General features: G+C 40.6%; 17 protein-coding genes, 1 tRNA gene and 1 pseudogene. 8 read left to right on the forward strand and 11 right to left on the reverse strand.

Annotated features, from left to right (window positions below):
• Positions 1 to 36: 36 nt before the first annotated feature.
• Positions 37 to 108 (forward strand) — tRNA-Glu (locus tag M3M36_RS05300).
• A gap of 1087 nt (positions 109 to 1195) precedes the next feature.
• Here the strand turns inward: M3M36_RS05300 and M3M36_RS05305 are convergent.
• Positions 1196 to 2047 carry a hypothetical protein gene (locus tag M3M36_RS05305; RefSeq protein ID WP_252773547.1) on the reverse strand — a complete coding sequence of 284 codons (852 nt, stop codon included), beginning with the start codon at positions 2045 to 2047 and terminating at the stop codon, positions 1196 to 1198.
• Between the two features lie 54 nt (positions 2048 to 2101).
• Here M3M36_RS05305 and M3M36_RS05310 point away from each other — a divergent pair, with 54 nt between their 5' ends.
• Positions 2102 to 2701, forward strand: coding sequence for a TetR/AcrR family transcriptional regulator (locus M3M36_RS05310; protein WP_252773548.1), 600 nt, complete (start codon positions 2102 to 2104; stop codon positions 2699 to 2701).
• 136 nt (positions 2702 to 2837) lie between these two features.
• Here the strand turns inward: M3M36_RS05310 and M3M36_RS05315 are convergent, their stop codons facing one another.
• From M3M36_RS05315 to M3M36_RS05325, 3 genes and pseudogenes are all read right to left on the reverse strand, one after another.
• Entirely contained in the window at positions 2838 to 3419 is a 582-nt protein-coding gene (locus M3M36_RS05315) for a hypothetical protein (RefSeq protein ID WP_252773549.1), read from the reverse strand.
• A gap of 495 nt (positions 3420 to 3914) precedes the next feature.
• Positions 3915 to 4175 (reverse strand): annotated as a pseudogene (locus M3M36_RS05320) (GNAT family N-acetyltransferase); the annotation flags it as partial.
• 15 nt (positions 4176 to 4190) lie between these two features.
• On the reverse strand, positions 4191 to 4484 hold the full coding sequence (locus M3M36_RS05325) for a GNAT family N-acetyltransferase (RefSeq protein ID WP_252773551.1): 294 nt from the start codon (positions 4482 to 4484) through the stop codon (positions 4191 to 4193).
• 723 nt (positions 4485 to 5207) lie between these two features.
• Between M3M36_RS05325 and M3M36_RS05330 the strand changes: the two genes are divergently transcribed.
• Positions 5208 to 6779: a DHA2 family efflux MFS transporter permease subunit gene (locus M3M36_RS05330; protein ID WP_252773552.1), complete on the forward strand. Its 1572-nt coding sequence runs from the start codon at positions 5208 to 5210 to the stop codon at positions 6777 to 6779.
• A gap of 199 nt (positions 6780 to 6978) precedes the next feature.
• Positions 6979 to 7248, forward strand: a complete 270-nt coding sequence (locus M3M36_RS05335) for an NINE protein (RefSeq protein ID WP_252773553.1) — start codon at positions 6979 to 6981, stop codon at positions 7246 to 7248.
• 207 nt (positions 7249 to 7455) lie between these two features.
• Here M3M36_RS05335 and M3M36_RS06950 read toward each other — a convergent pair whose 3' ends face one another.
• Positions 7456 to 7584 (reverse strand): hypothetical protein, encoded by a 129-nt coding sequence (locus tag M3M36_RS06950; RefSeq protein WP_256470319.1) that lies wholly within the window; start codon positions 7582 to 7584, stop codon positions 7456 to 7458.
• Positions 7585 to 7614: 30 nt separating this feature from the next.
• Complete coding sequence (locus tag M3M36_RS05340; RefSeq protein ID WP_252773554.1) at positions 7615 to 7764, reverse strand: hypothetical protein; 150 nt, start codon at positions 7762 to 7764, stop codon at positions 7615 to 7617.
• A 523-nt stretch (positions 7765 to 8287) separates the two neighbouring features.
• On the opposite strand from M3M36_RS05340, the gene M3M36_RS05345 reads away from it, so the two are divergent.
• The 4 genes from M3M36_RS05345 to M3M36_RS05360 all read left to right on the forward strand — a co-directional run bounded on the left by M3M36_RS05345 (position 8288) and on the right by M3M36_RS05360 (position 10503).
• Entirely contained in the window at positions 8288 to 8851 is a 564-nt protein-coding gene (locus M3M36_RS05345; protein ID WP_252773555.1) for a hypothetical protein, read from the forward strand.
• 76 nt (positions 8852 to 8927) lie between these two features.
• Complete coding sequence (locus M3M36_RS05350; protein ID WP_252773556.1) at positions 8928 to 9203, forward strand: hypothetical protein; 276 nt, start codon at positions 8928 to 8930, stop codon at positions 9201 to 9203.
• A gap of 130 nt (positions 9204 to 9333) precedes the next feature.
• Positions 9334 to 10080: a gamma-glutamyl-gamma-aminobutyrate hydrolase family protein gene (locus M3M36_RS05355; RefSeq protein ID WP_252773557.1), complete on the forward strand. Its 747-nt coding sequence runs from the start codon at positions 9334 to 9336 to the stop codon at positions 10078 to 10080.
• Positions 10081 to 10224: 144 nt separating this feature from the next.
• Complete coding sequence (locus M3M36_RS05360; protein WP_252773558.1) at positions 10225 to 10503, forward strand: hypothetical protein; 279 nt, start codon at positions 10225 to 10227, stop codon at positions 10501 to 10503.
• Positions 10504 to 10557: 54 nt separating this feature from the next.
• Here M3M36_RS05360 and M3M36_RS05365 read toward each other — a convergent pair whose 3' ends face one another.
• The 5 genes from M3M36_RS05365 to aroC are packed head-to-tail and all read right to left on the reverse strand — an operon-like array spanning position 10558 to position 14949.
• Positions 10558 to 11100 carry a hypothetical protein gene (locus M3M36_RS05365; protein ID WP_252773559.1) on the reverse strand — a complete coding sequence of 181 codons (543 nt, stop codon included), beginning with the start codon at positions 11098 to 11100 and terminating at the stop codon, positions 10558 to 10560.
• Between the two features lie 11 nt (positions 11101 to 11111).
• On the reverse strand, positions 11112 to 11624 hold the full coding sequence (locus tag M3M36_RS05370) for a shikimate kinase (protein WP_252773560.1): 513 nt from the start codon (positions 11622 to 11624) through the stop codon (positions 11112 to 11114).
• Positions 11621 to 12487 (reverse strand): prephenate dehydrogenase, encoded by an 867-nt coding sequence (locus M3M36_RS05375; protein WP_252773561.1) that lies wholly within the window; start codon positions 12485 to 12487, stop codon positions 11621 to 11623. The genes M3M36_RS05370 and M3M36_RS05375 overlap by 4 nt, the downstream gene beginning before the upstream one ends.
• Positions 12484 to 13770 carry a 3-phosphoshikimate 1-carboxyvinyltransferase gene (gene aroA, locus M3M36_RS05380; RefSeq protein ID WP_252773562.1) on the reverse strand — a complete coding sequence of 429 codons (1287 nt, stop codon included), beginning with the start codon at positions 13768 to 13770 and terminating at the stop codon, positions 12484 to 12486. Before aroA ends, M3M36_RS05375 begins: the two co-directional genes overlap by 4 nt.
• A 9-nt stretch (positions 13771 to 13779) precedes the next feature.
• Positions 13780 to 14949: a chorismate synthase gene (gene aroC, locus M3M36_RS05385; RefSeq protein ID WP_252773563.1), complete on the reverse strand. Its 1170-nt coding sequence runs from the start codon at positions 14947 to 14949 to the stop codon at positions 13780 to 13782.
• Positions 14950 to 15007 lie beyond the last annotated feature (58 nt).

Consider the following 15007-nt stretch of genomic DNA (forward strand, 5'->3'; position numbering starts at 1 on the left):
AATAATCTAGTAAACTATTTAAGTATTGTTGACTATGGCCCCATGGTCAAGTGGTTAAGACGTCGCGTTCTCAGCGCGGAATCGAGGGTTCGACTCCCTCTGGGGCTATTTTTGCCGATGCATTGCAAACAAGCAGTGCATCGGCTTTTTTGTTAGAAAAGGCTCTATATCAGTAGTTACATAAGATAAAAAAAGATAAAAAAAGATAAAAAACAAGTAAATAAATTTGCTAAAAATTTGCTAAATCATGGCAAAATTAGTCCTGTTTGCCCCAAATTTTCCCGAAAAAAATACCCCCCAAAGGGGGTAATCGAAGTTATAAATTGTTCAAATAATCAATGGATTTATCTCTTCTTGAGTTTTTAGTTCATGAATCATGTGGGCATATAATTCTATCGTGATTGTCGTATTCTCGTGTTCTAAGCGCTCAGAAATATAATTGATAACAACACTTTTAGATAACAGCAAACTAACATGAGTGTAATGCCAGTTTTTTGCTATGGGTAGCTAACGTAATTATTGGTTTCTTCAAGCTACTACTTAATAAGTAATCAATGGTCCTTGGGTTGTATATGATTAAATATTAATTATTTTAAAATGTGATTGTTAGAGCGTGTATATTTAACTGGAAAAAAAGTAGAGGGAAGGTGATGGACTTATGCAACTATAAGTATATCAGTAAGATATTTTAGTAATGCTGTTGATGTAAGAAAAATGCCAATTAATGGTTTAGCTCCCGCACTAATTACTCTTTTCGATGCTGTTCATGAAATTAAAAGATCGAAAATCCAAATGAAACGTTTCTATCTTGAGCTATTAAAGCAATTAAGAAAGATTATTTGATTGTTGATTTGGTGTTAGCAAACGGAAGTGATATTTATTAAAAGCAGTTAATCTACTTACTTTTAATAAATTAAATGTTGTACTTAATTTGGCATTGTATATTGGCATTTTTGATGGTGTTCTATAAATATATTTTAAAAAAGTCGATTAAGTGATCTGAAAGAGTGAAAGGTGCCAAGTTAATCATGATCGAGCAGTAAGACTAAATCATACAAGAATTGGCTTATAAATAAACTCGAGATAACTCCTATTGCTGATTGTGCTTTAAGGGACCATGCTTTGGAATACTTGGGTAGGTAATTTAGCACAACATGTTGTAAACGAAAAGGGCTCCCATCGGAAGCCCTTTGTCTCACTTTTTAAATTCTTTGGCTGCTTTTTTTAATGCGATTGGCACAATTAATTTTTGTAACCAATTTGGCTTCTTTGTCGATGCAAAATGAAGTCCATTGTTAAATTCAACCATTAAATGCCATTTATGTCCTTCTAAGATAGCATCCGGAGCTGACTGTGGCAGGAATACACCTAACTTGACATGTAAACCGTTCTGCTTTCCCTTGAATTGATGCATTCCGATAATCTTAGTATCTTGCATATTGTGGGCCAGGAGTGTTTTACCAAGCATAACCATGTCTGTATCAGCATCAGGGGTGATGGGTTTTGCCACACCTCGTCCAGGTACTAAGTGTAAGTAGGATGGATCTTTATACATACCAAATGTTTCGACAATTGTTTGTGTGCCCCCCTTACCAGCTTCAAAGTAGTAATGCTCAGGGTGAATTTTTGATGGCAAGTACAAATTGTTTTCCTTGGCCAGACTTTGATTAAAGAGGATGAATTGAATTAGTGAAATATTATCTGTTTCCACTTCCACAATGGCTTGTTTCATTGGCTTTTGGCCATCGGCTTCTGCAGCAATGTCTTCCCACATTTTATCGGCGCGGAGCAATTCGTCTTTGTAATAATCGAGCATTCCTTGCTTTCCAACTGCCTCTTTACTTTGGGCAAGAAGTTCTTTAGCTTCTTCCAAGGGAAGTTCAATGGCTTCTTCTGCGCTATATTGCTTGCCATCCATTTGAAGAGGAATACCCTTTTCACCAAACTCGTTAAAGACCTTTTCATAGCGGCTAAGTTCCATGTCATGAATTTGTTCTTGCGTAATCATTTCACCATCGATTTTAAATTGAATATTGAAATCTGCCATTTATTTTCCTCCAACTGTCTCGTTTGTATCTTTTAGTTATACCAAGTATACTTGGTGTCAGAAAAAAGAAAATACTTTTTAAGTAAGTTGCACAATTGGAGATTATCTGTGTCAGTAAAAAATAATATAAAGAGAACCAAACAGGTTGATCAATCAATTAATCTGCTGATTTTAGGATTGATAAGATTAATGAATACGAAGCCACTTGAAAAAATAACTATTAGCGAATTGACTAAGGAGGCGGGGTTATCAAGGCGGACTTTTTATCGTCACTTCCAAAGCATAGATGATATACTCACTTTAAAAGTCGAGCAGATCGTTGATAAACTCTATCAAAGAGCTGGATTGAAGGGACAGACGTTGGAGGAAGTTTTAAATGACGCTTATCATGTTTTGCTGTCAGATAAGGTCTTCTTGCAAAGTTTATTAGAAAATAATCATGAGTATTTGTTACAAAAAGTCATTTTACAGAAGTGTGAACAAAGTACGATGGATGTTCCTCATGATCAAATTCATAATTTAACGGCTTATTTTGGGGCTGGTGGTATCAGTTTCGTTATCATCTACTGGATTCATCAGGGGTTTAATCAAAAAATAGAAGAAGTTAAACAGGCCAACAAAGAGCTCGTAACGCATATTAAAAAATTAATGTAATGAATATGGATTCATTTAAAAACAAGATTCATAAAATAGGATAGCGCAGTAATTGTGTATTCCATAATAAAAAGCACCTTGGTAAACCATAAACTGTCCGGCAACCAGGGTGCTTATTTTATTAATATATAAGTCATTAATAGTGTATTGTCTCACTTGAAGAAGCCAAGGGATCAAGATCTTTGTCGCCAATGTGGTTATTATAGTCTTCCCCGTTATAGGTGAATCCTTGTGATTTGCTAGTTGGTTCTTTGGTGAAAATTTGGAAATATCCCATGCGTGCATACATTGCCACTACATTTTCTTTTTTACCATTGATAGTTAAGGTTGCTGGCCAGAATGTAGCACCGTCGGTGTAGTTTTCGTTCGGATCAATACTTCCGTTAGTAGTGGGCAAGGTTGTTTTTGTTTGACCATCATAATAAACGAGGCTGTTATTATTGGTATGTGACTGACTAAATGACGGTTGACTGCTTGAAACTGTTGAATTTGCTGACTCTTGTTGATTGGTTGACTTTGAAATGTGGCTCAAAATTACACTTGATGAGTTATCGCTATTTTTTTCGTCCTTGTTATTATTAGCATTACCGACAAAGTAAAAGCTGACCACCAGAATGACGACAATGGCTAAAACAGAAATGAATAACAGGCCTTGGCTGTTTTTATTTGATCCGTGTTTCATGGTTATATCTCCGTTAAATATATTTTTTGCTTGCAAGCCCTGGAGGAATTTGTTAATTGTTCGTATCCACCCAATTTTGGTGGTAATTGTGCACGTTTCTCTAAATCTATCAGTAGGTCGATAATAGGTTGTATGTTTGCTTTTATTTCGGGGTACGCGTTATGGCTAAGTGTTGCTTTTCTAGCCAAGTACTGAACCAAGCTAAGCTAAGATTGTCCCCCTTTTCTCAACTGTCTAATATTATTTTGCTTTGTTATTTATCAGAATAATTCTAAATAATTTTATAATAAAAGTATCGACGAATTGTCTTAGCGGTTCAAGAGATAATTTGCCTGCAGCAAAGTCCTTATTTTGAATTTACCAGCGTAGTTTTTGCCTTTATGCCCATTAGTCGACTATTGATAAAAGATTCCAGCGGAAAAGAATAGTACAACTGTTTTGTACTGCGTTTCAATAATTTTGCCATTGCCTATTTCTAATTCTGTTAAAACTGAATTCAACTGACTGTTAAAATTTATTAGGGATTAGAAACTATTGGTGACGATTGTTTACCTCTAGCTGAGTTTTCCATTCTGATTTTGTTAGTGACCAAACGTTTTCATCGTGGTAACCATCGGATAATCGTTCTTGTTGACGTAACGTGCCATCGAGGGTGAAGCCAGCACGTTTGGCAGTGTTATTACTACGAGTGTTATCTACTGCCGCATGAATGGTCATTTTATGCAAATCATAATCTTCAAAGCCAATTGCACACATCCCTTGAATTGCTTTTTGCATAATGCCTTTTCCGGAAAAATTAGTGCCGAGCTAATAGCCAATTTCAGTATTCTGATTGAGCCAGCTAAAACGGTTGAAACTGATCATACCAGCAATTTCACCGTGATAAAGAATGACCAGATTGAGTGAAGTTTTTTCGACAAAGCGTTTCATAGTACTTTCCAAGAAGCTTTGTTCATCCTGAGGAGATTTCACATTCTGAATCCGGAGCCAGGGCTCAATTTCTTTTTGACTGGCGGTTAATAAATTAAATAGTGGTACTGCATCTTTTTCAGGGGTCGGCAGGGCCAGACTAACTTCCTGATCGATTCGATAAGTAAACATAACTTTCTCCTAACATTTTCTAAATAGCATAACCTTAAATTAAACAAATTATTACGCACTTTAGGAGTGGGGTCAATAAGCTAATCATTGGATGGCTATATTTAATAAAAAATATATCGGGATGATCTGGGCTTTGAAAGTTGCATGAATTTTCAGGGGATATCTAATTATCAAATTTTACTGTTAATCCAAAGGATGAGCTAAATAGTTGAAAAACAAAAGAGATTTTTGCAGTAGTGGTTGCTTGAGTGGACATGATAACAAGTTCAGTGAATCATTCAGTTTTCGTATTTTCAATGAAATAAATTTAAAAAACTTGCTAAATGATAATTTATTGGTTACACTATGAATCTAGTCGATAAATCTTATTTATTGACGTAATCAGAAAAAGGCTTTAGCTTATGTATGATTTGTTGAATGGGATGTCTTTAGAGAACTCTAAAGGCACATTCAGAAATCATCTTTTTTTTTGCTTTCATTTTGATAAAAGCAACTAAGAGGTGAAACTTGTTCGGTTGATTCTTTTCTTGCAAGAAATTAGCTGTCGAATTCATTTGTTAAAGCGATACGAAAGTAAACAGGCCGCAAAAATTTATTTTCGAGTGATTACGTGAATACGAAGTGGAGTAGTTGGGCTGCTCTACTAATAAGATCTATTCAACAAATCATCACTATTAATGGCCGTTCTGATTACTGTTACTTGTATTCGGAAAGGAATTAGAAATGAGTAATTCAGGAAAAAGTAGTCCAAGGAAATGGTGGGCATTATTTGCACTATCCTTGGGCGTCTTTATGAGTTTGTTAGACGTAACAATTGTGAATGTTGCTTTGCCAATTATAGCTGAGGGCTTTAAGACCAACTTTAGCAATGTTCAATGGGTGATTAGTGCCTATACAATTTCGTATGCGGTGGTCATCTTGATTGTGGCAAAATTGGGTGATATGTATGGCCGTAAACGAATCTATTTAATTAGCATGCTGATTTTCGTTTTAGCTTCAACCATCAACGGTTTAGCACCGTCGTTGCTGATTTTAAATATTGGTCGGGTCATTCAAGCATTCGGTGGCGCCGGCTTAATGAGTTTAGCGCTGGCACTAGTCGCCTCTTTGTTTGATGGAAAAGAACGGGGAGTTGCCCTAGGTATTTTAGGTTCAGTGATGGGAATTTCAACTGTTTCTGGTCCTTTGATTGGTGGTATTTTATCAGAGTCATTTGGCTGGCCATCAATCTTTTATGTAAACATTCCAATTGGAATATTGGCAGGATTTTTAGTTTATTTCACAACAAAAGAAACGCCAAAGTATGGTGAAGGTCAGAAAATTGATTTCTGGGGGATGCTTTTATCTTCGGCAGCCATTTTTTCTGCGATTTATGGATTAATTCAAAAGGAAAATCATGCGCAATTATCATGGTTTAATCCTCAAATCGCATTCTGGTTAATTACAGCAATTCTACTGTTAGTGGCATTTATCGGTGTTGAATCGAGAATCGAAAAACCAATGATGGATTTATCCTTGTTTAGAAATAAAAATTTTGTTGGTTCGATTATTGTTGCCTTTGCCTTGGGATCCGGCGTTTATGCGATGCAAATTTTTATCACTTCGATGATGGAAAATGCGCTGTCTTACGCATCCTTTGAAACTGGGTTACGTCAGGTACCAATGACCATTTGGAGTTTGATTTTAGGGCCAGTTGCCGGTTATTTAACCAATAATTTTTCAAACCGCCGCACAATTGCGGTTAACTTATTAGTGGGCGCTGTCGGTCTATTACTCTTCGCTAATGCCATGACAACCCAGCTGTCTTATCAGGAACTAATTTTGCCACTAATTTTGCTCGGAGTATCAAATGGACTCGTCAATCCGTTGTTGAATAATGCAGCCTTGGCAGATGCAAAACCGGCTGAAATTGGAATGGTATCAGGCCTAGTCAATGTCTTTATGCAGTTAGGAACATCCTTTGGAGTCGTGATCTTAGGGCTGTCTCAAAGTAGGACATATGATACTCATCTGCAGACTTTCTTTCATTCTTTTGATACCCATTTACCAGGCATTGAAAAGATCAAAGATCAGTTATTAGCAGAAGGACCCTTTTCGAGTCATAGCATTATGTCACAGGATATTCAGGCACCAATGACAATGGTGAAAAGTCTTCAGCATGCTGCCTCAAAAGCCTTTTACGCAGGAATGAACAGCGTGATGTTGGTTTCGGCATCGATTTTAACAGTCGCTGCTGTTCTAGCCTTTTTCTTGCTAAAAGATGGTCAAGCTGCTAAAAATTTAGAAAATAATTAATTGTGACTCAACTTGACTGAAACCCCTGAATGTTATCGACATTCAGAGGTTTTTCTTATTTTTTTCAGGGTTTGCGTCTGATTTTTGGAAAAAATGTCTTCAAAACAACATTTTGTATGTAAACAAAGTAAAATAAATGATAAAATTGTATTTAAATATTATCAATAAGATTATTTAAAAGATAAGGAGAAATATATATATGGATACTATATATGATGGCAATGCAAGGATTAACAACGTGAATAAGCATGTTTTTGTTTGGGTTTGCAATTTTTTGGTTGGTACCTTTGGTGTTGATCGCTTTATTCGCGGACAAATCGGCTTAGGTTTGCTCAAGCTACTTGTTGGTTCATGGATTACCTTTGGAATTTGGCCTTTTGTTGACTTTGTGATTGCTCTGGTTAAAGCTTATGGTTCCAATAATCATAGCAATCAACTAACGTTTATTAATGGTCGTTATGCTAACTAGGGATTGCGACTAAGCATTAATGAACTAGGTTACTAATCAGTAATGTCCTAATTTGAATTTTAACATTGGTGTCAGTTAACAAATTTTTCCGGATAACAAATTGTTACCATTTATAAAACCCCACCGTGATTGAACGGTGGGGTTTATTTTTTATTTGATATTGTGAAAGTGGACCTAAGTCAATACTGATTTGGTATTAGTAATCGTTCACCCAAGCAAGGCAATATAGCCGACCATACTGAGGACCGCAATGATGCCAATCATAATGAACCAAGGACGCGTGTAAAGCGTGTTTCGGGGTTGTTGGTCTTCGTTTTCTTTGTTTTTCTTGTACATTAGGCGCTCTTCCTTTCCGAAAAAATTAGATTATTGGTATAAAATAATAGCGCGATAGCTGAGTGACCATGGTGAAATTGACACGATTTCATAACCTTGGTCTGTCAGATTGCTGATGGCTGTATTTAAATTTTTTTCAAAACCTTTAGCAGTATTAGCGATAATAACTTCTGTTTTCATTAATTCTCTCCGTTCTTTGGATAACAGGTACAAGTAACTGTCTTCCTTCATTGTAAGTAAAACGACGTATTTTTCAATGTTCGAGGTGATTCTTTTAATAAATTTAAAGGGATTCAGCTACGATTACGATAGTTGCCAATTCGGTGCTAAGAATCGAAACAGCTAGCTGGTATTGGATTTGTTCAGGTTGAAAATGGGATATGAATGACAAAGAAGATTAATTTCTTTGAGGAGATTTTAGCGTAGTAAACCTCAGCCCGCTATTTCGAAATTAGTTTCCGACAAAGTGAGATCCAGTCAGCTTAGTGGATGAACTTGTTTGTGGATGAGCCGTTTGATTTCTGTCAGTAAAGATAAGTTCGCTAAATTGTCATCAGAATGATAGACAAAAAAGCGACGAGAGAGTTAAACTAATGGGGTCAGTTACCAATTTTTCTTGCAAAGAAATGGTACAAATTTATTAGGTTCGATTGAACATCAGGTTGTTTAGTGTCCTGATTTTTAATTGTTTGGGAGAATCAGAATGTTTTTCTTGTTTTCAATGACGATTGTCGCCTTGCTGTTTTTGACTGCAATTGTGCGGGCATACCATTTAGCTCGCCGCCGTCGTATTGTTGGTGCAATGTTTCGGCATGGAGTTAATCAGGTTTTGGTCGACCAAAACCAGCAGAGTGACCATTACTTTGATTTTGACGTTCATACGCCAAAAGAGGCCCATGATTATCTCAAGCAGCAATTCCAAGATGAAAATGCCTTAAATCTCGGTGATGGTCTCTTTATTGATGTTAAGACAGAGTATTTGTTTTATGACTTGGGCCATGCTGATGCCGACGGCAACCTTTATTTCATTGAAAACTTTGATGAAATTGAATACTATGAAGTCGTAGCTGAGACTGAGGAGACTAAGACCATTGCTGCTAACTTTTTAGATTTTGATGATGGTGATTTTGTTCAGACGACTTTAAGCCGTCGGGAAAATCCGGTTATAGGGGCTAGTCCGGCTGACTACTTTGAAAAATTGTTGAAAAAATGCGTCAAGCAAAACCGGCAAACCTACCAGGATTATTTGGTTGGGCAAGAGCGCTAAAAGCGGATTATATTCTCACTTAATCTATTTGAGTTACACTAGAGTTACAATCATGATATTGAATGAGGTATAAAACGTGTTCTTATTATTTGGTTTAATTTTAGTAGTGTGGGGAGTTGTTTCATTATTCCGCTTCACTTTATCTGTATTTTCATACTTTTTAATTTTGATTGGCTTTTTGTTAATCATTGGTTTCTTTCTCCACCACTGGATCTTTTCGTTGATTCTTGCAGCCATTATCGTTTACATTGTCCGCAGTGGGAAACGTCGGGTTGTTGTTGAAGAACAAGCGGATACAGGCTTTGGCCGTCGCGATATTAGCGATGAGGCAGAACAAAGTGATTCAAAATAATTTTCAATCAATAAAGACGACCGAGAGGTCGTCTTTTTATTAGCTACTAATTTTTTATCAATATTTTCCTTTTTTTCTCAACTGGTCTATAATCAAGATTGCTTATTATAGTTGAAAAGAGGACGAATTAATGAAAATTGGTATTACAGCAGATGCGAATATGCAGCAAACGGCCCCAAGTCGATTGAAGCTAGCTAACTACGTTCAAAAGAGTCTAGTAGATGTTTTGGTTAAAAATGACGTGGTGCCAGTGATTTTACCAATTGTTAAGTCAGCAATGGTAGCAGAGATGGTGCGCATGGTGGATGCCATTATTATTCCAGGTGGACCGGATGTTTCACCACATCTTTACGGTGAAGACCCATACCAACAAATTGGCGTAACTTATGTGCCACGCGATGACTTTGAAAAAGCAGTCATTGAAGAAAGCGTGCGGCAGAACAAACCCGTTTTGGGAATTTGCCGTGGTATTCAAATTATTAATGTGGCCTTTGGTGGCACGCTATATCAGGATTTGCCTTCACAATATGAACAGGAAGCGATTCGTCACGAACAGGTGCCCGATTCGGCTTTTCCAACCCATTTCGTCATTGTGGAAGAGAAAAGCTTCCTGGCCAAGTCTCAGGGAGCGCACCCGTTCGTGAACTCCAAGCACCATCAAGCAGTGAAAAAGATTGCCGATGGTTTCAAGGTCACGGCACGGGCCAAGGATGGGGTCATTGAGGCGATTGAAAATCCTGATTTGGCCGTTTACGGCGTTCAGTGGCATCCGGAAACTTTCTGGTCTGACCATGAAAAGCAGGAGAAGCTTTTCCAAGATTTTTTTGCCTTGGTAGCTGAAAAAAGCCCTAATGAACTAAATAGTGAACGGAATTGATTGTTAATAAGAATTGCAATAAACCCTTAATTTTACACTACTGAAACCCGGGTATTTATGCCAAATGGGAATAAATTTTGCAAACTGAATTGCTTATAATGGTGGCAAGCGAAAGCCAAATTTAATAGCAATGAGGTGATTAGAATGCAAAAATATTTATGGCCGGTGACAAAGGGCGGACTCATTTTTATGGGACTGCTGTTGATAGATTTCTTTGTCGCCATGTTTAATATTTCCCAGAGCGGGGTGACAGAAACGGCACTCGGAATTCGGATTGAGACCGAACGTGATGCTCGCTCAATGAGCAATTTTGTGACGGGTACCTGGGAGATGCTGGTATACTTTACCGTCTTTATGCTTTGCTGGTTGGCTTATTTTTATTTCAAAAATCAGACCCAAAGCAAACATTCTGCTGCCAAATAAAATCATCAAAAAACCGACTTTTTAGCCGGTTTTTTTATGAGCGAATGCTGATTTTTATTTGATTTGATAAAGACACCAGACCATCTCGGGGTGGTATTCCTTGATGATGGTCAATGAATCGTGGGGGAGGAAGGATTGCTGACTGAAAATGGCGTATTGATAGTGGCCTTTCTCGAAGGCCTTTTGTGCCAGGGGCTTGCTGGGGACGAAGTCGATGATTAGATTTTGGTGGCTATCAACCATGTATTGCTGAATTAACTCCGTTGTTGCTGGATGGAGGATGGCTTTTTTATTCTTGATTGCTTGGTTTTCCGTTAATAACATCGGCATGGTTGGTAAGAAAAAGGTCGTTTGAATCGTGAGATGATCGAGATAGCGGTAGTTATTTCTGGTCCAACTGTCGCCATTGTCTGATTGGTAGGCAGTTGGCACCAAAAAATAATCACCGATAAAATCAGTCAGGTGCTGGTAGACGTTCTCAAAGTTTTCATGCAGGGTGATTGTGAGAGCTCGATAGTCAGGATCCTCATCTTGCAGGTGCTTGGCGGCTTGATAGCTGTCGGTTGTTTTTGGTCCTAGAGTATGAATGGTAGCCATCGTCAATCCTCCTAAATGTTAACGTTGATTGAATGAATAATTTCTTTTGCGATATCAGCCGGTTGTTTGCCATCAACGGTAATAATTTCACTGGCAATTTTTTCGTACACTGGCTGGCGAGTCTGCTTGAGCGCTAGCAGACCGTCCATCCCCAGTTGCTGAAAGAGTGGCCGACTAGTAACCCCATCGGCCAAGAGCCGACTAGCAATGGTCTGGTCACTGGCATCCAAGAAAATGACGGGGCCAGGCTGATTTTTCAGTAGGCCTTGGTTGCTGACTTGAACGGGGGTGCCGCCACCAGTTGACAGGATGCCTTCTAGGCTCAGTGCCTCGGTTAAGACACTCTGCTCGAGCTGACGAAAGCGAGCCTCACCAAATTGTTCAAAGTAGGCGGGGATAGTTAGGCCCGCAGTCTGTTCAATGAGGGTATCAAGATCATTTTGCGGTAGGTTCAACTGGTGGCTAAGCTCTTTGGCAACAGTAGTTTTACCGGAACCCATAAAACCTATTAAGGTAATTCTCATCGCTTGTCCTCCAATCGTCGTCGGGCCGTGTTGGCGGCCTGGAGTTGGTCATGAATACTTTCCTGGTCATCAACCGAGATGGCAGTTCGTAACCGGGTTAGTTGCTTTTGAAATTGATCGATCTGTGCTAATAAATCAGCCCGCTCGCTCGTAAAAATAGCGGTCCACATGTCAGGGTCTGCCTTGGCAATTCGTGTGGTATCAAGCAGACCGCCGGAGGGAATACCAGGATCGATAGCCATGTCGTCCACCTCCGGAATGATTGTGTTGGTTAGTGCAAAGGCAACCATGTGGGGCAAGTGACTGGTAGCTGAGACTAGTTGATCGTGCTGCTCAGCAGTTAAAGCACTAAAGTGCAACTGAGCTGGAACCAAGAGTGCTTGATAGGCCTTGATAGTGGTGGGACTGGCATTGCCATTCACTAAGAAAAAACTGTGGTTGGCCAAAAGGTCCAGCCGGCTATTTTGGCTTCCCGTTAGGTGGGATCCGGCCATCGGGTGGCCACCTAGGAATTGGACACCGCGGTCCATTAAGGGTTCAGCGGCCCTTAGAATAGTTTCCTTGCTACTACCAACGTCGGTCACGAGAACACCTGGCTTTAAGTCCAGCTGAGCTAACTGGTGGAGGCTTTCACAGATACCAGAAACGGGGGTGGCAAGAATGATTAAATCAGCCTGGCTGGCTCCCGTTGCAAAGTCAACGGTTTGGTCGACAACCCCAGCAGCTACCATTGTGGTCACATTTTCTTGTTTAGAATCAAAAGCAGTTATGGTTGTGGTCGGGCTAGCGGCTTTGATGATTCTGGCCATCGTGGCCCCAATTAACCCTAACCCGTTGATAAAGACGGATTTCAATTTAATCAACTCCTTAATCGTTGTAAGTCAGCTAGAAAGCTGGGGTAAGAAATATTGACGGCATCAAAGTCACGAATTGTCACTGGCTTAGAAAGGAGGAGAGAGGCGATTTTCAGGGTCATTGCAATTCGGTGGTCATGGTGGCTATCCAAATCCGTACTGTGTAACTGCCAATTTTGCCGCCCGTCAATCACGAAACCATCGGGTAATTCCTCAATGGCAATGCCAAGCTTACGAAATTCTTCTGCAACGACGGCTAGCCGATCAGACTCCTTAAAGCGTAATTCTTCTGCGCCAGTTATGCGACTGATGCCATCCGCTCGAGCAGCTAAGAGGGCTAATAGGGGGACTTCATCAACAAGAGCGGGAATTTCTTCAGCACCGATTGTAAAGGGCTGTAGTTTTGAGGCGGTGACGGTAATATCGGCAGCAGGTTCGGTTTCATTGTTTGCCTGAGTCCGTTCTTGAATGGTTAGTTGTGCACCCATTTTCTTTAGAACTGAAAGGATGCCGGTGCGCGTTTGATTAATACCAACATTTTCAATCGTGATAGCAGAGCCGGGCACAATTGCACCCGCAACCAACCAGAAGGCGGCGGAAGAAATGTCACCGGGAACGGTGACGTGTTGGGCGGTCAGAGGATGGCCAGGGTGAATGATAATTTGGTGACCATGCCGGTCAATACTGGCTGGGCTAAAGGTCGCTAGCATTCGTTCAGTATGGTCTCTGGAGGCCGTTGGTTCCTCTATGACGGTCTCGCCCGTTGCCTGCAGAGCAGCGAGGATGATGGCACTTTTGACCTGGGCACTGGCAACCGGCAGGCGGTAATTAAACCCGTGGAGGGGGCGACCGAAGACCATTAATGGTAGGTGGTTTTCAGTGCTGGTAAAATTAGCTCCCATTTGACTGAGTGGGTCGGTGACCCGGGCCATTGGTCTTTTGGAAAGTGAGGCATCCCCGACCAATGTGGAAGCAAAATCTTGGCCGGCCAAAAGACCAGTGATTAACCGCGTTGACGTACCGGAATTCCCCATGTCAAGGGGTTGGCTGCTTTGTGTCAGTCCCTTTAAGCCAACACCTTTGACCAGTACTTGGCTTTTTTGTTCATCAATTTTGACCCCCAAGTCCTTGAAAGCCTGCATCGTGGAGAGGCAGTCAGCTGATTTCAAAAAATTATCAATCGTTGTGACGCCCGTGCTAATTGCCGCAAAAATAATGCTGCGGTGGGAGATACTCTTGTCACCAGGAACAGTGATGCGTCCTGTTAATTTTGTTCGATCTTGTTCTGCCATGGTTTATCCTTAGAAATTCTTGAGTTCGAGACGGTAGTCCGCAATTTGCTTTTGTAAGCGGGTGAGGTTGCTACCGTCAAAAGTATCGGTAATCGCCTTAGCCAATTCAATGGCAATCACACTTTCAATCACAATTGAAGCGGGCACAATCGCAGTGGTATCGGAGCGTTCCACTGTAGCCTTTTTAACTTCCTTGCTATTGATGTCGGCACTTTGTAATGGCTTGTAAAGAGTTGGGATGGGCTTCATGGCTGCCTTAACAATGATTGGCATGCCGTTGGTCATCCCGCCTTCAAAGCCACCCAGATGGTCTGAATTACGGGAAAATCCATGACCCTCTTGCCAATCAATCTCATCCATGACCTGGCTGCCACGGTGTTCAGCGTTTTCAAAACCGTCGCCAATTTCAACGCCTTTCATCGCATTGACACCCATGACCGCCGCCGCCAGCTTGGCATCTAATTTTGTATCCCAGGAAACGTAGGAACCTAAGCCGGCAGGGACGTTTTCAGCAACTACACGAATTACACCACCTAAAGTGTCGCCGTTACGCTTAGCTGCATCAATTAAATCGTGAATTGCTGTCACCTGGGTCTCTTCAGTGAGGCGCAAGTCGTTTTGGGTAATCAACCGTTCGATTTGATCAACGTCTGTGGGTTGGCTGCCTTCGGCATGGATGCCTCCAATGGCTTCAACGTAGCCAACCAATTTGATGTCGAGGGCTTGTAAGACCTGCTTGCAGATATTACCAATAGCGACCCGCATCGCTGTTTCGCGGGCGGAGGACCGTTCTAACACATTGCGCATGTCACGATGACCGTATTTCATGCCGCCAACTAAATCAGCATGGCCAGGGCGGGGCCGACTAACGGCACGCAAAGTATTTTCTGGTGTCTCAGCTGAGGTGGGATTCATGATTTCGGACCATTGCTTGTGGTCACGGTTTTTAACCGTTAAGGCAATTGGGGAACCAAGTGTTAGGCCGTGGCGAACGCCACCAGTGATAATGATTTGGTCGTGTTCGATCTTTTGTCGGTTGCCCCGGCCGTAACCACCCTGACGGGCTGCCAAGGCGGCATTAATTTCATCAATATCAAGGTGAAGACCAGCGGGGATGCCCGTGAGGATTCCTGAAAGTTCCGGTCCGTGTGATTCACCAGCAGTTAAGTAAGTCAGCATAATGTTTTTTCCTTTTCTATGGTTGAGATGGTTTTCAATGATAACGGCTATCATCGTC

It is taken from the genome of Fructobacillus americanaquae (assembly GCF_024029775.1).
Taxonomy (GTDB): Bacteria; Bacillota; Bacilli; order Lactobacillales; family Lactobacillaceae; genus Fructobacillus; species Fructobacillus americanaquae.